We start from the raw sequence: 22,722 nt of genomic DNA on the forward strand, positions 1-22,722 counted from the left end.
CCACTACCGCGCCCCGCCCCGCAGCCTGCCCGCCCGCGCAGCGATCCGCGCCCCCTTTCGGTCTGGACCGAAACCCACGGGGCACGCAGGCCCGAAGCCGAACCCGGTGGCCCGGCCCGGTGGTTCACGACCGGGGTGCCGCGCTCGGCTGGCGGCTCACGGGGACGGGGTGTGCTCCCAGTGGGCAGCGGACATCGCGGCGGTCGCGGCCTCTCGTACGGCCCGCACGGCAGGGCGGTCGCGGTGTTCGACCGGCCAGCCGAGGGCGGAGATCGACGGGGACAGATCCACCACGTCGACGTAGCGCACACCCGGGCGGGGGAAGAGCTCTCGGGCCGCCGCTGGCAGAAAGCAGATGCCCTGCCCGGTGGCGACCGTGTGCAGGAGCCCCTCCATGTCGGAGACGACGGGGCCGTAGCGTACCCGCGTGCCGTCGGGGCGCGGGTCCATCGCCCAGAAGTCCCACCACACCCGGGGCACTTCAGGGGGTACGTCCACGAAGACCCGCTCGCCGAGGTCGGCGAGGTGGAGCTGGGGCCGTTGTGCCAGCGGGTCGTTGGCGGGCAGGCAGGCGATGCGCGGCTCGGTGGCCAGCTCCAGCAGTTCGACGCCGGGGGGCACAGGGGGCCGTAGGAAGGCGACGTCGATGTCGCCGGAGAGCAACCGGGCCAGATGTTCGGCGAAGCCGAGGGCGCGGATCTCCACTGTGAGTGCCGGATGCATCGCGCGCAGGTGCTTGAGGACGGCGTGCGTGTAGGGCATGGCGGCCTCGGCGCCGACCGTACCCACCACCACGTGTGCGCGGAGTGTGCGGGCCCACTGGCCGGCGCGGAGCCGTAGCCGGCCCATCGCCTCCACCGCCGCCCGCGCCTCTTCCATCAGGGCTCGGCCCCCGTCGGTGAGCGTCACACTGCGGCTGTCACGGGAGAACAGCGGGACACCCAGCCGCTTCTCTAGCTCCTTGATCTGGCGGCTCAGCGTCGGCTGGGCGATGTGCAACCGCGCGGCGGCCCTGCCGAAGTGCAACTCCTCGCCGAGCGCCAGGAAGAGACGCAGCTGATGCAGGCTCGGCTCCGCCGTTCCCTCCGGTTCAGGCACCGCACACGTCCTTAACCTGCGGCCATAGCAGCCCCTGCATCGATCGGGCCCATACTCTCATCGCCCGCGCACCGTTGAACGAATCTTCTCCGTGCCACTCTGGAAAACCGCCGCCCCGCCGGACTGACCACCGGCACGGTTGGCGGTGGCAATGGCAATCGGGGGAGAAACCATGCTGCGCATTCACTTCACAGCCGCGGACCTGGCACGCGTTCACCTGGCCCATGAGCCGGACCCGGTGTGGGAGACCTTGCTGAGCCTGCATCAGCTGAGCGCGTCGAGACGAGGCCTGCCCGTCTTCGCCCACTGGCGGCGCACCGCGCGGGCCGGACTGGCCGCGAAGGGACTGGCGGGGCCGGCCCGGATGCTGTCCGTCCTCGCCCCGGCGTCGGCGAGTTACTGGCCCGATTTCCTGACCCCCGGCGCCTCGGCCGGTGGCCTGGAGGCCGCCATGGACGAACTGCGCGCCACACCCCGGTCACGACTGCACCGGGAACTCGACCGGATGGCCGGGACCCACAGGCTGCCGCGCTGGGCGCACGGTCTCGGCGCGGGCGACCGGACGGTGATGGAGGAGGTCGCGACGGCGTTCCGTCTGGTGCACCGTACGATCGTGGCGCCGGACTGGACCGGAACGGCCAGAACCACCGAGGCCGACCGGGCCCTGCGGACACGCACTCTGCGCGATCGAGGGGTCCACGGACTGCTGGACTCCTTCCGACCGCTGATGGTCTGGCGTCCTCCCGTACTGCACGTGCGCTACCCGGAGGACCGGGATCTGCACCTCGGCGGACGTGGAGTACGGCTGATCCCCTCGCACTTCTGCTGGAAGACGCCCATTGGGCTGGCCGACCCCACCCTGCCCCAGGTCCTCGCCTACCCCGTCGCTCATCCTCCGACCTGGGCGCCGGAGGTCACCCGTGACCGGCACGCCGAGGCACTGGCCACCCTGATCGGCCGGACCCGTGCCCGGGTACTGGCGTGCCTGGACACCACCGCGACCACCGGGGAAATCGCGCGGCGCCTGGGCATCTCGGCCCCGTCGGCGAGCGAACACGTCGCCGTCCTGCGGGAGGTGGACCTCGCGCACAGCCGACGCGTCGGCACCCATGTCGTCCACACCCTCACTCCGCTGGGCGCCGCGCTGCTCAGTGGCGATCTGCCGGCGCAGCGACTGGAGAGCCCGGCCGAGTTCTCACCGCTGCCCGCGGTCGTACGGCGGTGACGGTTGCTCGCTGTTGTCCGGGATCGGGGGGAGTGGGGGCGGGGACCCACCTCGATGAGAGAGGCTGGTATCAGTTTTGAAGTGAGCGGCGACCTCGCGCATCGGGAGCCCCTCGCGGGCAGCGCGGGCAGCGCGGGCACAGGGGAGAAGCGTGGCCAGGCCAGGCCCAGGCCGACCGGGAGGCCGCACGTCGACCGGCGGGCCGCGGTCACGGAGGCCGCGAGCAGCGATTACTGCGCACCTCCGGACTCGGGTTCCACACGAGTTCGCGCAGGAGCGACGCAGCCCTGTGCCGAGGCTCGGGACAGCCCTCGCGATCCACGACGCCCGCTCGGTGACGTGCGAAGGCCGCGACCGGGACTCCGTAGTCGACGACCTGCGGATCACCACGGAATCCGCTGCGCCACTGCCAACACCTCCGGTAGCTCAACCGGTCCGCCGGGCCCACCGCAGTCGATGAGCGGCGGGCCCATGGGCGGATGTTGCGCTGCGGTCAGGTGAGCCAGCTGCCCAGAGCGCAGGCGGAGGCGGTGACCCACCGATGGGACCTGATGCGGTCGTTGACGACCTCCCCCGTGTTGGCGAAGTAGTTGTCCGTGAGGAGGTCGGCCCACCTCTCTCCCGGAGCGAGGCAGACGTAGCCCTTGTCGTACTGATAGTCCTTCTCGGCGTAGAAGGCGACGACGTCCTTGCCTCCGATGTATCCACTGTTCATCACTGAGGTCGCCCTCATCTGGGCCAGTCCCTGGAACCCACCGGCGCTGTCGCCCCAGAAGCGGTCGTCTCCCTGGTCCTGGCCGAGGGGAAAGCCGTCACAGCCGTAGTCGTCCCAGGCCCGAACATAGCCGTCACGGCCCGGCCACTTGCTCGCGCAGACCCACTCCTGCGTCCCCGCTGAGGCGGAGGTGGCCGGTGCCATGAGGCCGAGGGATGCCAGGGCGACGACGAAGGCGGCTGTGCCTGATCTGCGCATGACGTACTCCTTGATGTCCGCCTCTGAACGAGGCATGTGTTCCCACGGACGGACCGTGGAGGTGAGAGGTGGTCAGACCCGAGGGCCGACGATCTTCCTGGCGCGGTCGAGTGCCTGGTGCTGCAACCGGAAGTAGGTGTCTAGAGCGTCGCCGTAGCGGTCGCGCAGCTGGGCGACGTAGTGGCGCTCGCGCTCCTCGCCGATGGGGCGAAGGTCGGTGGCCCGCGCGCAGGTCGCGTCGGCGACGGCGAGCTTCCGCTCGGCCTCGAAGACCTTCGGCTCGGCCGCTCGGTCGGAACGTGCGATCGCCGCCTGGCGGGAGGCCCCCGGGTCCTTGTAGTCGTAGCCCGCCTTCTTCATGCAGCGCGACCAGGCGTTCTGTGCCGCGGAGAACCTCTGGTCGGCCAGTACCTTGGGCACGTAGAGCGAGCGGAGGTGGCCGGAGGTCTTTTCCGCGCGGAACCATTCCCGCGGATCCCCGTAGAGCTTCTTCTCGGACTCGGCCACGCAACCGCCCATCTGCTTGCTCACGGTCCCGCCACCGGGGATCTTGACGGAGATCACCGGTACGTCGAGTCCGCCGTCCAGAGCCTTGTCGTAGGCCTGTCGCCGCTGCGTGGAGAGGGTCTTGCGGTAGGCGAGGTTGGGGTTGGCGGCCCGGGCGGCGGCATCCTTGGCGTCCAGGCGGCTGCCGTAGCCGTATTCACGGGCCCAGTCGACGTCGTCCAGTACGTAGCCGAGCGTGCGGCTCTCCGCCAGGCTGAGCTGCTCGGCTTCCCAGAACTCGAACCCCTGGCGTCTCATGCACGTGCCGATCAGCCGTTGCTGGGCGTCTGAGATCCGCAGTTGTTCGGCATCGGTCAGGGGCGCTGCCTCGGCCGGCGGCAGGCCCACCGTGTGGCGCGGGGTGTGCTCGATGTCGGCACAGCTGGTCAGTACGGCCGACATCAGGAACAGGCCGATCACAGCCTTGCGCATGGCGTCCTCTCATGTGAGGCGGGGACGGGTCTCGGCAGTGGGTACCGAACCGCCATCGGCGGGCAGCGGTTGTCGTCCGGCACACGAGTCCCGTTGCGGACCTGGCCGCCCGCGGTGGTCCGACGTGGCCGGCGTCTGACTCCTGCGGACGGGTTGTGCATCGAGGGGCCGATGCGTCAAAAGGGTCGAGACTCGGTGCAAGTGGCATGCCTCAACAGCGCGTTCCCGTGCCTCCGACCGACGAGGTATGGGGTCTGGTGCATCGGTTTCGTCCAGGAGGCCGACTCAGGCGGACGGCTGTCCGGTGGTGGGAGTGTCGGTGGCCCGGACGGCCCCGCTGGAAGAGCGGGATGCCGTGGGGGAGGGGCGGCCAGAAGTGGATGAGTTGGGTGCGACCGAGATCGACCAGGCGGGTCGTCAGGTTGGGGCCGAGAACCGCTCACAGACCCTTTTCACTTGGTCCGCGAAGGAGGAGGTGCCAGGCGTTGTCGTTCCGGATGCAGGCCCAGTTGCGTGGTCGGGGGCTGCTGCAGTGGCCGTAGCACTCGTCCGATGGCCGCGGTTGCAGCGCTGAAGTGCTCACGGGCACGCATGGACCAACACCTCCTCTTGGACGTGATGTGACGTGATGTGACGTGACGAAGACGGTGTGCCGTCGCCGTCGCTGCACGTCACAAGGGTGTCTGCTGCCAGGAAGGTGGACCAACACCTTTCGGTCAGAGCCGAAAAGGGCAGGCTGCTCAGGTCGAGTCGAACGATGTCCGGGCTGCTGTCGAGCAGGCGAAGAAGGAGTCCGTGTTCTGGACGCCGCCGAAGCCCGCTCCAGCGCGAAAGGACCGGCCAACCCGCCGGGGACGGGCGCCGATCAGCGCATGACGATGCAGAAGGGATGCCCAACCGGATCGGTGAGGACCCGCGCCTTGTCCCCATGCGGCTGATGATCCGGCGTGCCGGCCCCCAGCTCCAGCAGCCGGGCCTCGGCCGTGGCCAAATCCTCATCCACCTTGAAACAGATGTGAAGCTGCTGGGGAACGATCTGGTCAGGCCAGCTCGGAGCCCGGTAATCGTCGACCCGTTGAAAACCGATCAAGAGTCCGTGCTCACCATTGAGGCCCGCGAAGTCAGCGTCCGACTTCGGATGCAGCTCAAGCCCAGTGGCCTGCTGATAGAACGCCACCAGAGCCAGCGGATCAGGGCAGTCGAGCGTTATCGCAACCAGCTGCATCTGCAGGGACATGGGGCCTCCGGACCGACTACTGGGCTTCCGCGATGAACACCCTAGGGGCGGTTGCACGCAGCTGATCGGGACACAGGCTGCCAGCTGATGCCAGTTGACCGTGAGCACCGCCGATCAGCACCGCGCCCGGTTCGCAGTCCTTGTGGTCCTTGTCGACAGTTGAGTTGTGGGTCGCGTGGTGTCGATCGCCGCATGCTCAGTCGAGTGCCGCGAGACGGGCAGGCAGCTCGAAGATCGAGGAGAGGCGTGCCTCGTGGGGTATGTCAGCTTCGCCGTGCGGGTCGATGAGGAGCGAACGGATCCCGGCTCGCAAAGGGCCGCGGTAGTCGGCTTCGTAGGTGTCGCCGACGAACACGGCCGCGCCGGGAGCGATCCCGAGTTCGTTCAACGCGGTCGTGTAGATGGTGGGGTGCGGCTTGCGCCGGCCGACCGCGAAGGAGGTGACCACCGCGTCGAACAGCTGCCGTACCCCCATCGCTTCGAGGTGGCCCGGGACGAGGTCGGCTTCCTGCGTGTTGCTCACCACCGCAAGCCGGTACTCGGCGGCCAGCGATGCGAGCAGGTCTCCGATGCCCGGCAGGTGGCGCACGCCCATGTTCCACTCGGAGAGATAGGTGTGCACCAACTGGTCGACATCGGTGCGTGCCGGTGGGTGGCCGAGGACATCGCGCAGGAATGACGTGCCGATGTCGGTCATCGCGTACTCCCGGTCGTCGATGTCGCTGAGCTTGGTGAACCGTTCGGAGGTCTTCGACCATGCCGCCAGGAACTCGTCGTACGTCAGCGTGGCGCCCAGGGTTCGTATGAGGTCGTGCGAACGGGCGAAGTCGCGTTCGGCGCCGCCGGGGGAGTGGTCTACCAGGGTGCCGAAGAAGTCGAACAGAACGTGGGTGACCCGAGGACCAGGCATGGTCACATCTTCGCTTCTCCTGCTGTCCCGTTCGACACCCGAATGACGAAGCGCCAGGCTGCGTCTGCTTCCGGAGGCGGTGGCGTGTGGTGCCCTGGTTCGGATGGGCTGGTGCTGCGGTCATGGCTGTGGTTCGGATCAGGCGGTGGTTCAGCGACGGTGCAGTGGTTCTGTAGGTCTGTTGGTCCCGTCGACTCCTCCCTCCACTCATGCGGAGTGCCGGGCGCCCGCGCAACCAGCTGGCGAAGACCGGTCTCCTGCGCGGCACCGGACATCGCGGAACGCATCGCTGACCACGCGCAGGCAGAGATCCTCGCCGCCGGCCGGTGCCCCGGCTCCATCCAGTCCTAGGAGGCGGAGCCGTTGCGGCTCATGTCGTGGACGCGGCCCTGGCCGGTGAAGTCACCTGCATGCAGTGGTGAGTCCGGTAGGTCGATGGATACGGTCCCTCCATGGCCGACTCAGCCGAAGCCGTCAGCATGCGCAATGCCGAAATCGTCCGCCGCTATCTTCGGGTCTTCGAGACGAGGGACGTCGCCGAGTTCGACGAACTCGTCGCCGAGGACGTCGTCGTTCACGGCGCGGGCTTTCATGGGCAGGGGCGGCAGTATCCGGTGGGAGCGGTGCTGACTTCGGGGCTGTCCAACTGTCGCGTACAGGTGGACGACCTCTTCTCTGCCGGTGACCGGGTGACGGTGGCGTTCACACTCACCTACACCCACGACCGCAGTGGCCGGGACCTCACCATGACGGGCGTCAAGTCCTATCGGCTCCGTGAGGGACGGATCGTCGAGTTCTGGGGCGAGACCGATCTGTACGGACTACTCCGCCAGGCCGGACTCGTACCCGAGCGGATTCCGCCCTTCTGATCGGACCACGCCAGAGCCGAAACGACTGCAAGGCTGGCAATAATCAGGCGCAAAGGCCGTGGTCGGCCGGGTCACCACCATCGCTGACGGCGGCTACCGCGGCACTGGGCTGCTAATTCCGCACCGCGCGCTCCAGGCCAGGAGCCTGCGCCATGGAAGCCGCAGCACAACGCCTCGCACCGCCGTATCCGTGTGCTCGCGTCGAGCCCGCCTTCGCGCGCAGGGAGACCTGGAAGATCCCTCCGTGACTGCCGGCTGACAGAGGCAGGCGTTCACCACGCGATGCTCGGCATTGCCCATCTGCACAACCTTGCGCGCCGCGCGTGACCGCACTCACCGAAGCAACTGCCAGTTCAGGACTCGGTGGGCAGGAGTTGGACCAGGCCGCCCTCAGTTTCCCTCCCTCCGGAGCCCGCCTCGGCGGAAGAGACCCCTCACCGGCGCGTGCTCCCACCGTCCGCGACGACGATCTGCCCCGTGATGAACGCGGCGTCGTCGGAGGCGAGAAACGCCACGACGCCCGAGACGTCGGTCGGCATCTGCACACGCTTGATGTTCTGCATCCGCACGGTCTGCTCGAAGAAGAGCTCGCTCGTCTTCTCCGCGGCCGTGGCCGTCCGGACCAGGCTCGCCGCGACGCCGTTGACGGTGATGTGGTGAGCGGCGAGGTTGGCGGCCAGGACCGAGGTGAGTCCGTTCAGTGCGCCCTTGGCGGAGACATAGGAGACGAACGGAGGCGGCGGAGTCCAGTAGCTCGCGGACGTGATGTTGATGATCCGTCCCGACCCGGACTCCTTCAGGTCGGGCAGGAACGCCCTGGAGGCCAGGAAGGGGCCGTCCACGTTGACGGCGAAGGTGCGACGCCATTCGTCGAAGGTCACGTGGTCGATATCGGCCAGCAGAACGACAGCCGCGTTGTTCACCAGGATGTCGGCGGCGCCGAGCTCACGTCGGACCCGGGCGGCGAACCCGACGATCGCGTCCTCGTCCGAGACGTCGACCTTGTCGCTGAAGAATCGCCGACCGGTTTCCGCGACGAGATCCCTCGTCTCGTCGGCCGGATCGATGTCCGCGACCGCGATGTCCGCTCCCTCTGCCGCGAGCCTGCGGGCGATCTCCTGCCCGATGCCCGTACTGCCCCCGGTCACGACGGCGGTCCTGCCCGTCAGCCTCCCAGCCATGAGTCACTGCTCCTTTCCGGTGCTTCCGGTGCTTCCGGTGCTTCCAGTGCTTCCGGGCGGCCGTGGCAAGGCCGTCCTCCCGGGATGGTGCGCCTCAGGACCGCGGATCAGTGGCGGCTTGTTCGTCCAATGAACATGGCTGTTGAGCGTGACGGGGGTCATTCCTACCTTGACGCTGCTCGGCGGGTAGGCCACCGCGCCGAGCGTCCTGACTCAGGTCCGGTGGAAGGGCGGCGCGGAGGCACTCCGCAAGGCTCAGGGGCGGCACGGCAGCGGCGTTGCCGGGATGACCGCGACGAAAGCACCCACAGCAGGGTCCGGCAGCGGACGCCGGTTCCGACAGCAGCGCTTTGCGCCAAGGAGTCGTCCATGGTTCAGATCGATTCACCCAAGGCAACGGAGGGAGAGGGTGGCAGATACACCCTTGCCCCGGGCACCCTGGCCGCGGTGGTTCTCGCCGTATGCCTCGCGCAGATAGCCCTGTCCGTCCCCTCGCTCATCAACGGGCTGATCCAGCAGGATCTCGCGCCGTCCTCGGCCCAACTGACGTGGATCACCGAGGCCTTCATGCTTCCCGTCGCCGCCCTGGGACTGGGCTTCGGCGTGTTCGGCGACCTCTTCGGCCGCAAGCGCCTGCTCGTCGGGGGCGCCGCGCTCATAACCGTGGGGTCGGCCCTCGCGATCCTGGTGCCGGGTGCGGGACATTCGTCCGACACCCGGGTGACGTTGCTGATCCTTGCCCAAGTCCTCGGTGGTGTCGGGGCCGCGGCCATCTTCCCGACGAGCCTGGCCATGGTGGCGGCCGGTACGCACACCACCGCCACCCGCGCGCGTGGCGTGGCGATCTGGGCCACCGCGCTCTCGGTCGGCGGCTTCCTCGGCCCGCTGCTGGCAGGCCTCGCCGCCAAGATCGACCTCGGCTGGGCCGGGAACGCGAACTGGCGTTGGGCGTTCGTCGGCGTCCTTGTCATCGCCGCGGTGAGCGTGGTCCTGTCGCTGGCCCTCGCCCAGAACTCCGCCTCGCCCGAGGGCCGTTCCGTCGACTGGCCGGGTCAGATCACTGCCGCGCTCGGCCTGTTCGCTCTGATGTACGCCGTGATCCAGGGCTCCGAGACCGGCTGGGGAAGCCCTCAGATCGCCATCGCGTTCATCGCCGCGGCCGCCTTCCTCGCGCTGTTCGTCTTCGCCGAGAGCCGTGCGTCCGCGCCGCTGCTTCTCCTGAGCGTGTTCCGGAACCGGGCGTTCGCCATCAACACGGTGGTCACCCTGATCGGTATGTTCGCGTTCCTCGTGATCATGTACAGCACGAGTATCCGCCTCACCATCATCCAGGGATTCAGCCCACTGCAGAGCTCCGTCGCCTACCTCTTCTTCGGGGGCATCGGCTTCGTACTGCTGCCCCTCACCTCCAAGCTGCTCGAGCGCTACAACCCCCGGTGGGTTCTCTGCACGGCCCTGACCTTCATCGGTGCCAGCGGGCTGTGGTTCGCCGTCATCCCGACGACCAGCCGCTCCATCAGCGCCATCGTCGGGCCGCTGATCCTCGCCGGCGTCGGCTCGGCACTCGCCTTCGCCTCCATCACCGCGGTCGCCGTCAACACCTTGCCCAACCACCTCGCCGGTATGGCGAGCGGTGTCACGAGCACGTTCCGGGACCTCGGGTTCGCCCTCGGCCCCGCGATCGCCGGTGCTGTCGCACTGGGCCGGGCCTCCGACGAGATCGCCCGCAAGCTGGCCGGCGATCCCGCACTGAGCAAGGCCTACGAGGCGTTCCAGGCCTCCGCGGCCCATGCTCCCGCGGATCAGAGACCACAGCTCGAGGCAGCGGTGCACGCCGTGCAATCGGGCCCGCTCGGCGCGAACTCGGTGCCGGCCGACATCACACTGCCGGATGGCAAGGTGGTGCCTTTCAACCCGCTCAAGGACGTCGCTTTCGACGCCCTCAGCAGCAGCTACTCCATCGCGTACGTGCTCGCCGGCGTGGCGGCTCTCGTGGCGGCGGCGCTCATTCTCGTCGGCGTGCGCGGCGGCGTGGACCAGGCTCATCTCGACGACGACCCGCACACCCTCGTCGACTGACCGCATGACGAACGCGCCTGGTCCGGGACACGGGCCGCAGACCGGCCAGGCCGACCGACCTCCCGCCCGCCGCGACTCCACCTCCTCCCCAGGAGCGGCAGTCGCGGCGGGCCGCGGCGTACACGACACAACGATCGACAGATGCACTCGGACAGGAGTCGAACAATGACCACCGCATACTCGGAGCCGACCGGCACGAACGACGACCGCATGCCGGCCACGGTCGCTCAGGCGGAGGCGGCGTGGCTCGTCGCGATCACCAAGGGCGACGAGGAACAGCGTCACCTCATGCTCCCCGACTGTGTGATCGTCCACGGTCCGGTCGGGAACATCCATGACCGCGAGCGCTTCCTGGGCTACAACGCGTCCATGGGATCCACCGTCGAGGCCGAGACCAGCGAAGTGACGTGCCGTGAGCGAGGGGGACGGGCCGTCGTGACGTGCTTTCAGAAGATGCGCATCCGGCGCCTGCCCGACCTGCCGCCGTTCCTGGTGCAGGCCGTGGCCACCCGGGTGTGGTTCTCGACCGACGAGGGATGGCGCCTCGGCCACATGCAGCTCTCCCGGCGGCAACCGTCGGTATGACGTGCCGGATTCCTCGCCCCGCGAAGGGTCACGCGGTGCGAATGGGAATGCCCGGTCTCCAGCCGAGACTCCGGGACAGTCCCAGTCCGCTCGTGACCAGGGAGGGTACGGCCGCTTGCAGTTTGATCGAGCCCGCGGCCACCACGACGGAGAGGGCCGCGACGACTTTGCCGCGGCCGTCGACGATGCGCGTCGCGACCGACTCGGCCCCTTCGCTCAGCTCCTCCTTGACGACCACCGTTCCGGTCGAGCGACAGGACGCCAGCTGGCCACGGAGTTCGGCCGGGTCCACGATCGTCCGGGGCGTGAAGCGTTGCAGTCTTCCGGCCAGCACCTCATCGATGAAGGCCGGGCTGCTGTGGCTCAGCAGCACCTTGCCGACACCTGAGCAGTGCAGGGGCAGAAGGCCGCCGACCTGCGACGTCAGACCGACGGCGTTGACCGCCGACAGCCGCTCGATGATCACCGCCTGGTCGCCCTGGAGGACGGCCAGCTGCACATGCTGGCGAAGCGCCGTGTACAGGTCCTCCACGAACGGCTGCGCGGCGCTGCGGAGCGTCTCGGCGCGCGGTGCGAGGGTCCCGAGGCGCCACAGGGGCAGGCCGATCGCGAACCGGTTGTCGCTGGTGCGCTCCAGCGCGCCGGCCGCCACGAGTTCGAGTGTCAGGCGCCTCGCGGTGGCGTGCGGCATTCCGGTGCGCCGGACCAGGTCGGCGAGGGTCAGCTCGGTGTTGTTGGGGTCGAAGGCGAACAGCAGATCCCACAGTCGGGAGCTGACGGTGCGTCCTGGTTCGTTCGCACGAGGCATGGGCCTCTCCTTCATCGTGTGCGGCGCCGATCACTCTACCTTTCATGTTCGTTGGATGGATGACCCTGTTCTAACAATGCGCGGTTTGCTGAAGTCTGCGTACCGCAGCAGTCACCTACCTCGCTCAAGGTCCACGGGAGTGAAAGAGCATGATCAGTACGGAAGCCGGCCCGAAGATCGCGATCCTGGGCGGCGGCATCGGAGGCCTCGCCGCCGCGGCCTTCCTTCGCGAGAAGGGCTTCGACAGTGACGTCTACGAGCAGGCGGCCGCCCTGACCGAGGTCGGTGCCGGCCTGGTGATCGCCCCCAACGCCGCCCGCCTGCTCCGGCGTCTCGGCGTGCTGGACCGGTTCGTCGAGCGCGCGGTGCGGATGGAGATCGGCTGGGAGTTCCGGCGCTGGGAGAACGGCGCCGTCCTCTCCGCGGAGAACCTTCGGGACGGCTGCGAACGCCTGTACGGCGAGCACACCTACGCCGCCCACCGCGCCGACCTGCTGGACGCCCTGAGGTCGGCTGTCCCCGAGCACTCGGTCCACCTCGGCAAGCGCTGCGTCTCGGTCGAGTTCGAAGGCGACCAGGCGGTGCTGCGGTTCGAGGACGGTGACACGATCCGCCCGGACATCCTCGTCGGCGCCGACGGAGTCCACTCACGTGTGCGCGGCGCCGTCGTCGGGCCCACCCAGGCCCGGGAGTCGGGCATCTGCGCATTCCGGGCCCTCGTACCGGCGGCGAAGGCGCCCGAGTTCGCGAGGCGGCGCGCCCAGACCCTGTGGATCGGCCCCGACCGGCACCTCGTGCACTACCCGGTCTCCGGCGAGGAGTACGTCAACCTCGTCGCCTTCGCACCGGCCGGAACGAGCAGTGTCGAGTCGTGGACGGCCACCGCGACGCTCGAGGAACTGCTCGACGAGTTCGCCGGCTGGGATCCGCGTCTGGTGGAGCTGATCAGGTCGGCCGACACACCGGGACGCTGGGCGTTGCTCGACCGCGAGCCACTCGACCACTGGAACCGCGGCAACGCGACCCTCCTGGGTGACGCCGCCCACCCGATGTTCCCGTTCTTCGCCCAGGGCGCCGCCCAGGCGATCGAGGACGGCGCTGTCCTGGCCCTCTGCCTTGCCGAGGACCCGGACCACCCGATCGCGGCGCTGGGGCGCTACGAAGGGCTTCGTCGGCCTCGCACGGCGCGCCTGCAGGAGGTGTCGCACGGAAGGTCGCACATCAACCACCTTGCGGACGGCCCCGAGCAGCAGGCCCGCGACCTCGCCTACGCGCAGGCCGACCCCCTCAGGGCGAACGGCTGGATCTACGAGTACGACCCCGAGGTCGCTGTCTCGGCCTCGGCCTGAACCAGCCACCAGGCTCCGCCCCTGGCCGTCCGGTCGGCGAGGTCGCGATGTTCCCAAGTCGATCAAGGCGTTGACCAACCAACGAACACGGCCATTGTCGTCACCCGGGCCACGCCGGAGACTCCGGTGCGGACGGCCCGAGACACGGCCCGGTCCCCAGTGATCTCTCTTGAAACCCTGAGTACGTCCAGAAGGGCGGATCAATCCCATGGCACCCGAAACCGGTAGTGGGCTCGTCGTGCGAACGCTGCAGCGAGCCGGAGTCAACGTCGCCTTCGGCCTGCCCGGAGCGCATATCGACGGCATCCTCCAGGACGCCCTGGATGCCAAGCTCCGGGTCGTCGACGTACGCCACGAGATGAACGCGGGCCACGCGGCCGAGGGCTATGCGCGCGTCACCGGAAAGCTGGGGGTTGCCGTCGTCACGGCCGGCGGCGGCTTCACCAACGTCCTGACCTCTGTCGCCAACGCCCATCTGGACCGGACACCGGTCCTCTACGTCGTGGGCTCCGGGCCCCTTGAGACGGACCAGGTCAACGACCAGCAGGCCGGGTTCGACCAGGTGGCGATGGCAACCCCGGTGACCAAGTTCGCGCACCGCGTCACCCGTACCGAGCTGATCCCACGCCTGGTCGCTCAGGCGATCCGGATCGCTCAGTCGGAGCCCAAGGGGCCGGTGCTCCTCGACATTCCCTGGGACGTCCTGCGCCGGCAGGTCGACGTCGAAGAGGCCGAGGACTACCGCGTCGAGATCGACGGCAGCGGCATCGCCTCCGCCGACGGTGTCGATCGGATCCTTGAGGCGCTCAGCACGGCCGAGCGGCCGATCGCGCTGGTCGGCAAGTCCTTCGTCACCGCCGACGCACGGACCCGGTTGCACGAGTTCGCCGCCCGTACCGGAGTGCCCCTCTTCTCCGACTGGGAGGGTCTCGGGGCGATCGTCGGCTCCGAGCGGCACGTCGGTCTCCTCCAGACCCTGGCCACCGTCCCCGAGGACGAGCGGCCCGACCTGGTCCTGCTGCTGGGGCTGCGCTTCGGCATGGCCACCCAGTTCGGCACGGGCCGACTGCTCCCCAAGAGCGCACGGATCTTCCAGATCGACCCCGACGGCCGTGAACTCGGCCGCCTCCAGGACGTCGAACTCGGCATCCAGGCCGACGCGATCGGCACGGTCGGCGTGCTGAACGAGCGCCTGGGCGACAGCCCCGTGCCCCCCGGGCGCGACGACTGGCTGAAGACCCTGCGGGACATCTCCGCCACCCGGCGATCCGCGCTCGCCGCCGAGACCGAGGAACACGGGGACGACGCGATCCACCCGTACCTCGCGGTCCGCACGATCGCCGAGAGCGTCCCCGAGAACGCCACCGTGGTGGTCGACGGCGCCCTGACCGAGCTGTGGCTCTCCGAGACGATCGCCCTCGCCCCGCTGGCCCACTACCTCGGGCACGGCTACCTGAGTTCGATGGGGAGCAACTTCGGCGTGGCCGTAGGAGCGCAGTACGCGACCCCCGACAAGGCGACCATCCTCGTCACCGGCGACGGCGCCGTCGGCTACAGCCTCGCCGAGTTCGACACCCTCGTCCGCGCCGGACTCCCGGTCATCGTGATCGTCCTCAACAACCAGGCCTGGGGCGCCACTCTGCACACCCAGCAGTTCTTCTTCGGACAGGACCGCGTCACCAACAACCGCCTGCAGAACGGCTCCTACAGCGGCGTGGCACGAGCCCTGGGCGCGGACGGTGTCGACGTCACCGAACTCGACCAGCTCCGCCCGGCGATCGAGGCCGCGCTCGCGGCCCGCAGGCCGACGTGCATCGACGTGCGCGTGAGCCTTGCGCCCATCCCGCCGGAGGAGCGCGTCCTCAACGGCGGAGCCCCGTTCGGCGGCATCGAGATCGACGCATGAACCGCCACTCCTGACCCCCACGAAGGAGAACCATGAACGACACGACTGACGCCGGACCCCACGACCGGACCGTCAGGGACCGGCGTCAGCGTTTCCTCGGGAAGACCTGCCTCGTCACCGGCGGCAGCAGAGGACTGGGACTGGCGGCTGCACAGGCGTTCGCGCGTGAGGGCGCACGCGTGGTCATCATCGCGCGCGATCCCGACCAGCTGAAGATCGCGAGCAGTCTGATCGGCGAGGGCACGATCGCCGTGGCAGCCGATCTCTCCTCGCCGGCCGGCATCAGGGCCGCGGTCACGGAGGTCGCCGCACAGGTCGACCACGTCGATGCCGCGTTCCTCAATGCCGGGCAGGCGGGCATCAAGCGCCTCGACGACATGGACGAAGCCACCTGGGACACGGTGTTCGACACCAACGTCAAGGGCTCGTTCTTCCTCATGCAGGGTCTCAGGCCCTTGCTCGCACCCGGCGGTGCCGTCGTCCTCTGCGGCTCTGCAGCCGGTCGAAGGGCCGGCGCGGGAACCGCCGCCTACGGGACCAGCAAGGCCGCACTCGAACACCTGACACGCATCCTCGCCGCCGAAGTCGTCGGCGAGGGAATCCGGGTCAACATCGTCATCCCGGGCGGCATGAACACCGACATCGCCACACGCACGACGGGCCTTCCACCAGGCGGAGCCGACGCCTTCCGGGAGCGGGTCAGGCTCAGCACTCCCATGCTCCGAGAAGGAGAACCGGACGAGCTCGCCGACGCCGTGCTCTTCCTGGCCTCCTCCGAAGCCGGCTACATCACGGGCGCGGCCCTCCCGGTGGACGGCGGCGCCACCGGCTTCACCCGCCCGCCGACATAGCGGCGACGGACGTCGCCGATCGCCAGTCGCGCCTCGGAACCCGAGTGAGGACAACCACCATGGAGTTTCCCTTCGGCCAGCCGACCGACGCCATCATCCAGGTCGCGTACACGGTCCCCGACCTCGCTGCCGGGGTGCGCTGGTGGACCGACGAACTGGGCGTCGGGCCTTGGTTCATGAACGAGAGGATCGGCGGCGAGGGCTCCACCTACCGCGGTGAGCCGGGGAAGGCCGAGTTCGCCCTCGCCCTCGCCTTCTCGGGGCACACGATGGTCGAACTCGTCCAGACCCTCGACGACCAGCCGTCCATCTACAAGGACGCCTACGAACGTCACGGCTACGGCTTCCACCACGTCGCCAAGGCCGTGCCGAACGTCAGGGAAGAGGTCGAACGCCGTGAGGCGGGCGGATCGGCGGTGCGCTTTCACGATGTGACCCCAGGAGGTGACGTCTACTTCCTGGACGCCGGTGAGGACGCCCCGGGGATGATCGAGCTGGTCCAGGACAGCGAGATCACGCGAGAGATCTTCACCGGCGCCTGGCGGGCATCAGTCGACTGGGACGGGTCGCGACCTCTGCGCGACTTCGCGGAACTGCTGCCGGCCTGACTCCCGTCGAAGGCCGAACGAACGCTGCGGACGACTGGTCGTCCGCAGCGTTCGCCGTCGTTGCCCGTGGACCGCTACCGCCGTGGAGGGTCAGGGTCCCGGAGGTGTCCACCGTGGGCAGGGCGTACTCGTGGTTCGAGTGCTACCGAGCCCCCGTCACAGACGGACCGTCTCCCAGGGCCGAGGCCCTGGGAGACGGGAAGCGTTGGCAGGCAGGTCATACGCCCTTGGGGGCGAGCACGATGTCGAAGCGCACCCGGCTCCACGTGCCGTCGATGACGCGGCCGTCAGGCGTGGGCGTGCCTGCGGGCTGCCGCTCGAACCGCTTGATCAGGGAGTCCTTCACGCCGAACACGGTGTCCTTGCGGCCGATCGGGTCGCCCTCGGGGAAGATGTGCGTCACCAGCGTGCGTGCCCCCTCGTGGGACACCATGAAGTGCAGGTGGCTGGCGCGCAGCGGTGAGCGGCCGACCGCGTCGAGCATCTTGCCGACGGGTCCGTCGTTCGGGATGGGGTACGGCGTCGGGGTGAGGCCCCAGAAGCGGTAGCCGCCGTCGGCCGCGGAGAAGAGGTGCGCCCGGCCGGCCCGCTTGTCGGCCTCGTACTGCACGTCGTAGAGCCCGTCCTCGTCGGCCTCCCAGACCTCGATCCGCGCGCCGGCGAGCGGGGTGCCGTCGGTGTCGGTGACGGTGCCCTCGACCCAGCAGGGCTCGCCGGGGGCGCCGAAGGCCAGGTCGTCGCCGAGCTCGATGGCCGGGGAGTCCTCGACGAAGAACGGCCCGAAGACGGTCGCCTCGGTGGCGCCCTTGTACGCCTGGTTGTTGACGTTGATCGTCTGCATGCTCGCGCCGAGGGTGTCGGACAGCAGGATGAACTCCTGCCGGACCTCGTCGGTGATGTGGCCTGCCTTGGTGAGGAAGTCGATTGCCGTCCCCCACTCCTCCTCGGTCAGCCGGACCTCGCGGATGAAGGAGTGCAGGTGCTTGACCAGGGAGGTCATGAGTTCCTGCAGCCGTGGGTCCTGGCAGGCGTCGAAGGAGGCCACGACGTTGTCGACGAGCTGCTGCTCGACCGCCTGCTGCTCCGGCGACACCTCGCGGTAGACGGTGCCGTGGGCCTGGGCCGAACCGGGGTTGACGTAGGTAGCCATGACGGCCTCTTTCAGTTGATCGGGTCGCCGGCCCACGCCGCCTTCAGCAGCGCGGTCAGGTTCTCGTCGGTGACGGGGGCCGGGTTGTTGTCGGGGATCGCCTGAGTGATCGGCCCCAGCGCTTTGGCGATGCCGTCCCCGGGCATGCCGTAGTCGCGCAGCGCCCTCGGTGCGTCCAGCACCCGGCGCAGGGCGGCGAGACCGCCGTTCGCGGTCCGGGTACGGAAGACCGTGCCGAGGGCCTGGGCGATCCGCGCCTCCGCCTCCGGAGCGTGCCGGGCGTTGAAGGCCAGCACGTAGGGCAGCACGACGGCGTGGGTCTGAGCGTGCGGGAGGTTGAACATGCCGCCGAGGACGTGGCAGATCTTGTGATGCATCCCGGAGCCGGCCGAGGCGAACGCGACCGCGGCGAGGTAGGCGCCGTACAGCGTCTGCTCGATGCCCTCGACGCTCGTCGAGTCCTCGGCCACCGCCGGTAGCCCGGTCGCGAGTGCGCGGATGCCCTCCTGCGCCAACGCCCGGTCGATCGGATCGGCACGCGGCGCCCACATCGAGTCCACGCAGTGCGCCATCGCGTTCAGGCCGCTGGCCACGGTCATCTCGCCGGGCAGCGTGGTCAGCAGACCGGCGTCGTAGACGACCGAGGCGGGCAGCACCTTGTCGTCCACGCCGGTGGTCTTGGTCTCGCGTTCGGTCAGGCCCCATACGTTGGTCGCCTCGGAGCCGGCGTACGTGGTGGGTACCGCGACGATCGGCAGCCCGGTGGTCAACGCCACCGCCTTGGCCAGACCCGTTGTCGAGCCGCCGCCGACGCTGACCAGGATGTCCGCGCCCGCTCCGGCCGCGGCCTGGAGGGCGCGTGCCGCGACGTCGACCGGTACGTGCATCACGACCTCCTCGTGACGCAGGACGACCGGGATCTCCTTCGCGATCGGGTCGGCCAGCTCCTTCTCGCGGTCCGACGCGATGAGCATGACCTTGGCACCGCCGAGCGCCTCGACCTCCGCGGCCACGGCGGCGGGCGACTCCCCGGCCGCGAACACCACCCGCTGGGGGAGGGTTGCGTGGGTGAACTTCATCAGGCTCCCGCCAGCCATTGCTTGCCTTCCGAGTAGAGCTGTTCGACTGCTGGACCGGTGAGGCCGGGGAGCCCGTCCCTCACCGTGAAGCCCGCCTTGGTCTGGAGATAGGCCAGATGCCGGTAGCCGACCGGGAACCGGTCCAGCAGTTCGGAATCCAACGGCAACGAGGCGGCGGGATCTACGACGTCGAGCCGGTCCTTCTCGTAGATCGGCTGCCGGCGCACCAGGGTCCAGCGCCCCTGGTGGCGGGAGAGGAAGTCGTAGAAGCGGCCGGTGCAGACGACATCGACCTCGACGCCGTCGATGCCCGCGCGCTGATTGATCGTCATCTTCGTCTGGGCGACGGCCCGGTCGCCGACGATGTCCGCGGTGTGGCCGCCCAGGAAGTGGAGGATGCTGACCCCGTTCTCGAAGCCCTCACGACTGGCCTTGATGAAGTCGGTGGCACTTCCCTGGAACCATGTGGCGCTCATCCAGCCGTCACGCGGATGCCAGACCGTGGCGAAGCGATCCCAGTCCCCGGCGTCGCGCCACAGCGCCCAGTTCTCCACGAGCTGCCGGATCTCGTGGCGATCCTTGTCGCTCTGCGACATTGTTGACTCCTTTGAGGGGCGGAGATCCCCGGCACAGGGGTCTCATCAGAGAGACCGGAAGAACTCCTCCAGTTCCCGGTCGAGTTGTAGGGAGGTTTTCGTCTCCCGGGCGTCCGCCAGCCATGCCGCTCCCACCGCAGGGCTGAAAGCCGCGGCAAGGAACCACAGCCGGGGGAGCCCAGGCCGCAGGTGGGATGCACAGCAGTCACGCGCACCCCACCGACCTCGTCGCATCCTCAGATGGGGTAGTGGCGGGATCCCGACTGGATGGTGATCCAGCGCAACTCGGTGAACTCCTCCAGCGCGGCGCGGGATCCGAACCGGCCCCAGCCGCTGGCGCCGACACCGCCGAAGGGCATCTGGGGTTCGTCGTGCACGGTGGCGCCGTTGATGTGGCAGATGCCGGACCTGATCCGGCGGGCCACGTCGAGTGCGGCGGCCGCGTCCTTGCCGAAGACCGCGGCGGAGAGTCCGTACTCGGTGTCGTTGGCGACCGCGACGGCCTCGTCGGTCGAATCGACCTCGATGATCGAGACCACAGGTCCGAAGGACTCCTCGCTGTAGACGCGCATGTCCGGAGTGACCCCGCGCAGCACGGTGGGCTGCACGAACAGGCCGTCGGCCGTGCCACCGGTCAGGACCTGGGCGCCCTTGGCGCGGGCGTCCTCGATCAACGCGACCACGTGGTCCCGGGCGGCCGTGTGGACCAGCGGACCGATCTGTGAGGAGGGATCGCTCGGCGGTCCGACGACGAGCTTGGCGGCACGCTCGGCCAGACGGGAGCAGAGCTCGTCGGCGACCGTCCTGTCCACGATGACGCGCTCCGTCGACATGCAGATCTCGCCCTGGTTCATGAAGGCACCGAAACTGGCCGCGGCCGCGGCCTCCTCCAGATCGGCGTCGGGAAGCACCAGGAAGGGCGCCTTGCCACCGAGTTCGAGGACCACACGGGTCAGGTGGCGACCGCCGAGCTCGCCGATGATGCGACCGACCTTGCTGGATCCCGTGAAGTTCACACGGGTCACGGCCGGGTGGGCGATCAGCGCCTCGACGACGCTCGGGCCGTCCTGGGGCGCGTTGCTGATGAGGTTGACCGCTCCGGCGGGCACGCCGGCGTCGTGCAGTACCTGCACGATGGCGGCCTGGGTGAGCGGCGTCTGCTCGGAGGACTTCAGGACCACGGTGTTTCCCCACACCAGCGGCCACACGATGGCCCGTACGCCGAGGATCAGCGGTGCGTTCCACGGTGCGATGCCGACGACGACACCGACCGGCTGACGTACGCCGAGGGCGGTGAGGCCGGGCACGTCGGACGGGATGACCTCGCCGACGGCCGCGTACGCCTGGGCGGCCGCCTCGACGAACATGCCTTTCGCGACATGCACGTTGAAGCCGCACCAGGGGAGGGTGGCCCCCATCTCGCGGCTCATCGTGGCCACGATCTCGTCGGTGCGCTCGGCCAGCAGGACGGCCGCACGCTCCAGAACCGACCGGCGTGCGGCCGGCGGGAGGCTCGACCACTCCGCAAGCGCGGCCGCCGCCGCGTCCACCGCGAGGTTGACGTCCTCGACGGAGGCCGCCGCGACCCGCGCGATCGGTTCACCGGTCAGGGCCTCGGTCGTCTCGAAATAGCGGCCGTCCCTGGCCGCGACGTGCTCGCCCGCGATGAGGAGATCGCTGGTCCGGACCGCACCGGACGTGGGTGCCTCGGTCTCAGTGGCTGACATGTGTTGCCTCACCTTCACGACAGCGGCGATCGCCGCGCGAACTCTTCGTGTCGAACTCTCTGGGGCCGATGGCCCGGGCTGAAGCCTCTTGTCCGTTCATCGAACAGCGGAGTGGGGGTGACCTGGTCGGCCCTCCCGGGCCTCAGACCGGCGGCATCCGCTTGGACTGGTGCAGGTGCGCCAGGCGCCAGCCCTCGGAGGTCTCCTCCCAGACGCGCGTCACCGTCTCCTGGACCGGGAACGGCGGGAGGTTCTCGTCGAAGATGATGTGCATCTCCTGGAGACACGTGGTGATCGCCGTGGTGCCACGGACCGTGATGCTGAGTTCCTCCGCCTTGGCGAACACGTGGCGGCGGCGGGTCCAGGTGAAATGGGCGAAGGCCCTTCCGTCGTCGATCTTTCCGACGGGGCCGTGGACGGCGCGGCTGTCCTCCAGCATGAGAGAGGCGATCGCTTCTTCGCTCTCGGTGAGCGCCGCGAGCCACGCGGCCTCGGCCTGCTCGATCGCCTCGATGGTCCCGGTGGTTGCGGTGGACGTCGTTGTCGTCATAGGTCCAGCTCCAGAATCGGTGAGTGTGCTCGCGAGGAGCACGTGGTGAACATGCCGTCGGCGCGCTCACGGTCGGTCAGGATGTCGTCGCGGTGGTCGGGTTCTCCGGCGAGTACACGCACGATGCACTCGCCGCAGATTCCCTGCTGGCAGGAGTAGGGGGCGTCGACGCCGGCCGCGAGCAGGACGTCGAGGACGCTCTCGCCGTCCTTGATCTCGTACTCGTGCCCGGACTTGGCGAGCCGCACGGTGAAGGCTCCGCCGGCCGTGTGTGCTGCGGTGTCCTCCACGGGTGCGAAGCGCTCCTTGTGGATCGCTTCGGCGGGCCATCCCGCTCCGCGTGCGGAGGAGATCACGAAGTCCATGAAGCCCCCGGGACCGCACACGTAGATCGCCGCCCCGGGGTCGGGCGGGCCGATGTCGCCGGCGACGCTGAAGCGCTGCTCGTCCGGGCCGTCGTCGAAGTGGAGCCGCACGCGGGGGTTGTTCTCCAGCTCCTCGACGAACGCCGAATCCGCCCGGCTCCGGCCGCAGTAGTGCAACTCGTACTCCGCGCCCCTGGCTTCGAGTGCGTGCGCCATCGCCAGCAGGGGAGTGACGCCGATGCCGCCGGCCACCAGCAGATGACGGCGGGCCTCGTCCGAGACACCGAACCTGTTGCGCGGACGCGAGATCCGCAGCCGGTCGCCCTCACGGAGCCGGTGCATCCCCAGAGAGCCGCCGCGCGACGCCGCCTCGGCCAGCACGGCCAGCCGGTATCGGGTGCGGTCCTGCGGCGGCCCGCACAGGGAGTACTGCCGGATCAGCCCGGACGCACCGTCCACGAGTACGTCGACATGAGCGCCGGCGGCGAACTCCGGGAGCTCACCGTCGTCGGGCCTGACCAGGTCGAGCACCACGATTCGGCTGGTCGCGTCGCGCCGGGCGACCACGATCGTGTCGAGCCACTCGTTGTTCATCGTT

At 69.1% G+C, this 22,722-nt stretch carries 21 protein-coding genes and 1 pseudogene; 9 read left to right on the plus strand and 13 right to left on the minus strand.

The genetic code is table 11. The features are described from left to right. Positions 1-156: 156 nt before the first annotated feature. Positions 157-1,098: a LysR substrate-binding domain-containing protein gene (locus IOD14_RS19690; protein ID WP_249125972.1), complete on the minus strand. Its 942-nt coding sequence runs from the start codon at positions 1,096-1,098 to the stop codon at positions 157-159. A gap of 172 nt (positions 1,099-1,270) precedes the next feature. On the opposite strand from IOD14_RS19690, the gene IOD14_RS19695 reads away from it, so the two are divergent. Continuing rightward, the gene (locus tag IOD14_RS19695) at positions 1,271-2,323 is read left to right on the plus strand and encodes a winged helix-turn-helix domain-containing protein (protein WP_212670935.1); all 1,053 of its coding nucleotides are present in this window, start codon (positions 1,271-1,273) and stop codon (positions 2,321-2,323) included. Between the two features lie 493 nt (positions 2,324-2,816). Here IOD14_RS19695 and IOD14_RS19700 read toward each other — a convergent pair whose 3' ends face one another. The 4 genes from IOD14_RS19700 to IOD14_RS19715 form a co-directional block, all read right to left on the minus strand. After that, positions 2,817-3,296, minus strand: a complete 480-nt coding sequence (locus tag IOD14_RS19700; protein ID WP_123993178.1) for a hypothetical protein — start codon at positions 3,294-3,296, stop codon at positions 2,817-2,819. A 72-nt stretch (positions 3,297-3,368) separates the two neighbouring features. Beyond that, a complete protein-coding gene (locus IOD14_RS19705) occupies positions 3,369-4,274 on the minus strand; it encodes a hypothetical protein (RefSeq protein ID WP_212670936.1) in 906 nt (301 codons plus the stop codon). A gap of 865 nt (positions 4,275-5,139) precedes the next feature. Next, a complete protein-coding gene (locus IOD14_RS19710) occupies positions 5,140-5,511 on the minus strand; it encodes a VOC family protein (RefSeq protein ID WP_212670937.1) in 372 nt (123 codons plus the stop codon). Between the two features lie 196 nt (positions 5,512-5,707). Continuing rightward, the gene (locus tag IOD14_RS19715; RefSeq protein ID WP_212670938.1) at positions 5,708-6,421 is read right to left on the minus strand and encodes an HAD family hydrolase; all 714 of its coding nucleotides are present in this window, start codon (positions 6,419-6,421) and stop codon (positions 5,708-5,710) included. A gap of 452 nt (positions 6,422-6,873) precedes the next feature. Between IOD14_RS19715 and IOD14_RS19720 the strand changes: the two genes are divergently transcribed. Together IOD14_RS19720 and IOD14_RS44325 are read left to right on the plus strand one after the other, a co-directional pair. After that, a complete protein-coding gene (locus tag IOD14_RS19720; RefSeq protein WP_212670939.1) occupies positions 6,874-7,290 on the plus strand; it encodes a nuclear transport factor 2 family protein in 417 nt (138 codons plus the stop codon). A gap of 14 nt (positions 7,291-7,304) precedes the next feature. Beyond that, positions 7,305-7,617, plus strand: a pseudogene (locus IOD14_RS44325) (transposase); the annotation flags it as partial. 107 nt (positions 7,618-7,724) lie between these two features. On the opposite strand, the gene IOD14_RS19725 reads toward IOD14_RS44325, so the two are convergent. Continuing rightward, positions 7,725-8,471 (minus strand): SDR family oxidoreductase, encoded by a 747-nt coding sequence (locus IOD14_RS19725; RefSeq protein WP_212670940.1) that lies wholly within the window; start codon positions 8,469-8,471, stop codon positions 7,725-7,727. 369 nt (positions 8,472-8,840) lie between these two features. On the opposite strand from IOD14_RS19725, the gene IOD14_RS19730 reads away from it, so the two are divergent. Further along, positions 8,841-10,550: an MFS transporter gene (locus IOD14_RS19730; RefSeq protein WP_212670941.1), complete on the plus strand. Its 1,710-nt coding sequence runs from the start codon at positions 8,841-8,843 to the stop codon at positions 10,548-10,550. A 165-nt stretch (positions 10,551-10,715) separates the two neighbouring features. Then, complete coding sequence (locus tag IOD14_RS19735; RefSeq protein ID WP_123993171.1) at positions 10,716-11,135, plus strand: nuclear transport factor 2 family protein; 420 nt, start codon at positions 10,716-10,718, stop codon at positions 11,133-11,135. A gap of 28 nt (positions 11,136-11,163) precedes the next feature. Here the strand turns inward: IOD14_RS19735 and IOD14_RS19740 are convergent, their stop codons facing one another. Continuing rightward, positions 11,164-11,943 (minus strand): IclR family transcriptional regulator, encoded by a 780-nt coding sequence (locus IOD14_RS19740; RefSeq protein ID WP_123993170.1) that lies wholly within the window; start codon positions 11,941-11,943, stop codon positions 11,164-11,166. A 149-nt stretch (positions 11,944-12,092) separates the two neighbouring features. Here IOD14_RS19740 and IOD14_RS19745 point away from each other — a divergent pair, with 149 nt between their 5' ends. From IOD14_RS19745 to IOD14_RS19760, 4 genes are all read left to right on the plus strand, one after another. Continuing rightward, on the plus strand, positions 12,093-13,292 hold the full coding sequence (locus IOD14_RS19745) for an FAD-dependent monooxygenase (protein ID WP_212670942.1): 1,200 nt from the start codon (positions 12,093-12,095) through the stop codon (positions 13,290-13,292). 208 nt (positions 13,293-13,500) lie between these two features. Further along, positions 13,501-15,198: a thiamine pyrophosphate-binding protein gene (locus IOD14_RS19750; protein ID WP_123993168.1), complete on the plus strand. Its 1,698-nt coding sequence runs from the start codon at positions 13,501-13,503 to the stop codon at positions 15,196-15,198. Positions 15,199-15,230: 32 nt separating this feature from the next. Further along, positions 15,231-16,049: an SDR family oxidoreductase gene (locus tag IOD14_RS19755; RefSeq protein WP_123993167.1), complete on the plus strand. Its 819-nt coding sequence runs from the start codon at positions 15,231-15,233 to the stop codon at positions 16,047-16,049. A gap of 59 nt (positions 16,050-16,108) precedes the next feature. Then, positions 16,109-16,657: a VOC family protein gene (locus IOD14_RS19760; RefSeq protein ID WP_123993166.1), complete on the plus strand. Its 549-nt coding sequence runs from the start codon at positions 16,109-16,111 to the stop codon at positions 16,655-16,657. Positions 16,658-16,874: 217 nt separating this feature from the next. Here IOD14_RS19760 and IOD14_RS19765 read toward each other — a convergent pair whose 3' ends face one another. From IOD14_RS19765 to IOD14_RS19790, 6 genes are all read right to left on the minus strand, one after another. After that, positions 16,875-17,807 (minus strand): dioxygenase, encoded by a 933-nt coding sequence (locus IOD14_RS19765; RefSeq protein ID WP_212670943.1) that lies wholly within the window; start codon positions 17,805-17,807, stop codon positions 16,875-16,877. A gap of 11 nt (positions 17,808-17,818) precedes the next feature. Beyond that, a complete protein-coding gene (locus IOD14_RS19770) occupies positions 17,819-18,886 on the minus strand; it encodes a maleylacetate reductase (protein WP_123993164.1) in 1,068 nt (355 codons plus the stop codon). Further along, complete coding sequence (locus tag IOD14_RS19775; protein WP_123993163.1) at positions 18,886-19,482, minus strand: nuclear transport factor 2 family protein; 597 nt, start codon at positions 19,480-19,482, stop codon at positions 18,886-18,888. Before IOD14_RS19775 ends, IOD14_RS19770 begins: the two co-directional genes overlap by 1 nt. A gap of 236 nt (positions 19,483-19,718) precedes the next feature. Continuing rightward, entirely contained in the window at positions 19,719-21,209 is a 1,491-nt protein-coding gene (locus IOD14_RS19780; protein WP_212670944.1) for an aldehyde dehydrogenase, read from the minus strand. A 142-nt stretch (positions 21,210-21,351) separates the two neighbouring features. After that, complete coding sequence (locus IOD14_RS19785) at positions 21,352-21,759, minus strand: nuclear transport factor 2 family protein (RefSeq protein ID WP_123993161.1); 408 nt, start codon at positions 21,757-21,759, stop codon at positions 21,352-21,354. Then, a complete protein-coding gene (locus tag IOD14_RS19790) occupies positions 21,756-22,718 on the minus strand; it encodes a PDR/VanB family oxidoreductase (protein ID WP_212670945.1) in 963 nt (320 codons plus the stop codon). Before IOD14_RS19790 ends, IOD14_RS19785 begins: the two co-directional genes overlap by 4 nt. Between the last annotated feature and the right edge of the window lie 4 nt (positions 22,719-22,722).

This window comes from Streptomyces sp. A2-16, from assembly GCF_018128905.1.
In the GTDB taxonomy this organism is placed as follows: domain Bacteria; phylum Actinomycetota; class Actinomycetes; order Streptomycetales; family Streptomycetaceae; genus Streptomyces.

What these genes read in the sequence shown, in the direction of transcription:
- IOD14_RS19695 (WP_212670935.1), top strand. Translation starts at nt 1,271, where the DNA reads ATGCTGCGCATTCACTTCACAGCCGCGGACCTGGCACGCGTTCACCTG.
- IOD14_RS19700 (WP_123993178.1), bottom strand. Translation starts at nt 3,296, where the DNA reads ATGCGCAGATCAGGCACAGCCGCCTTCGTCGTCGCCCTGGCATCCCTC.
- IOD14_RS19705 (WP_212670936.1), bottom strand. Translation starts at nt 4,274, where the DNA reads ATGCGCAAGGCTGTGATCGGCCTGTTCCTGATGTCGGCCGTACTGACC.
- IOD14_RS19710 (WP_212670937.1), bottom strand. Translation starts at nt 5,511, where the DNA reads ATGTCCCTGCAGATGCAGCTGGTTGCGATAACGCTCGACTGCCCTGAT.
- IOD14_RS19715 (WP_212670938.1), bottom strand. Translation starts at nt 6,421, where the DNA reads ATGCCTGGTCCTCGGGTCACCCACGTTCTGTTCGACTTCTTCGGCACC.
- IOD14_RS19720 (WP_212670939.1), top strand. Translation starts at nt 6,874, where the DNA reads ATGGCCGACTCAGCCGAAGCCGTCAGCATGCGCAATGCCGAAATCGTC.
- IOD14_RS19725 (WP_212670940.1), bottom strand. Translation starts at nt 8,471, where the DNA reads ATGGCTGGGAGGCTGACGGGCAGGACCGCCGTCGTGACCGGGGGCAGT.
- IOD14_RS19730 (WP_212670941.1), top strand. Translation starts at nt 8,841, where the DNA reads ATGGTTCAGATCGATTCACCCAAGGCAACGGAGGGAGAGGGTGGCAGA.
- IOD14_RS19735 (WP_123993171.1), top strand. Translation starts at nt 10,716, where the DNA reads ATGACCACCGCATACTCGGAGCCGACCGGCACGAACGACGACCGCATG.
- IOD14_RS19740 (WP_123993170.1), bottom strand. Translation starts at nt 11,943, where the DNA reads ATGCCTCGTGCGAACGAACCAGGACGCACCGTCAGCTCCCGACTGTGG.
- IOD14_RS19745 (WP_212670942.1), top strand. Translation starts at nt 12,093, where the DNA reads ATGATCAGTACGGAAGCCGGCCCGAAGATCGCGATCCTGGGCGGCGGC.
- IOD14_RS19750 (WP_123993168.1), top strand. Translation starts at nt 13,501, where the DNA reads ATGGCACCCGAAACCGGTAGTGGGCTCGTCGTGCGAACGCTGCAGCGA.
- IOD14_RS19755 (WP_123993167.1), top strand. Translation starts at nt 15,231, where the DNA reads ATGAACGACACGACTGACGCCGGACCCCACGACCGGACCGTCAGGGAC.
- IOD14_RS19760 (WP_123993166.1), top strand. Translation starts at nt 16,109, where the DNA reads ATGGAGTTTCCCTTCGGCCAGCCGACCGACGCCATCATCCAGGTCGCG.
- IOD14_RS19765 (WP_212670943.1), bottom strand. Translation starts at nt 17,807, where the DNA reads ATGGCTACCTACGTCAACCCCGGTTCGGCCCAGGCCCACGGCACCGTC.
- IOD14_RS19770 (WP_123993164.1), bottom strand. Translation starts at nt 18,886, where the DNA reads ATGAAGTTCACCCACGCAACCCTCCCCCAGCGGGTGGTGTTCGCGGCC.
- IOD14_RS19775 (WP_123993163.1), bottom strand. Translation starts at nt 19,482, where the DNA reads ATGTCGCAGAGCGACAAGGATCGCCACGAGATCCGGCAGCTCGTGGAG.
- IOD14_RS19780 (WP_212670944.1), bottom strand. Translation starts at nt 21,209, where the DNA reads ATGTCAGCCACTGAGACCGAGGCACCCACGTCCGGTGCGGTCCGGACC.
- IOD14_RS19785 (WP_123993161.1), bottom strand. Translation starts at nt 21,759, where the DNA reads ATGACGACAACGACGTCCACCGCAACCACCGGGACCATCGAGGCGATC.
- IOD14_RS19790 (WP_212670945.1), bottom strand. Translation starts at nt 22,718, where the DNA reads ATGAACAACGAGTGGCTCGACACGATCGTGGTCGCCCGGCGCGACGCG.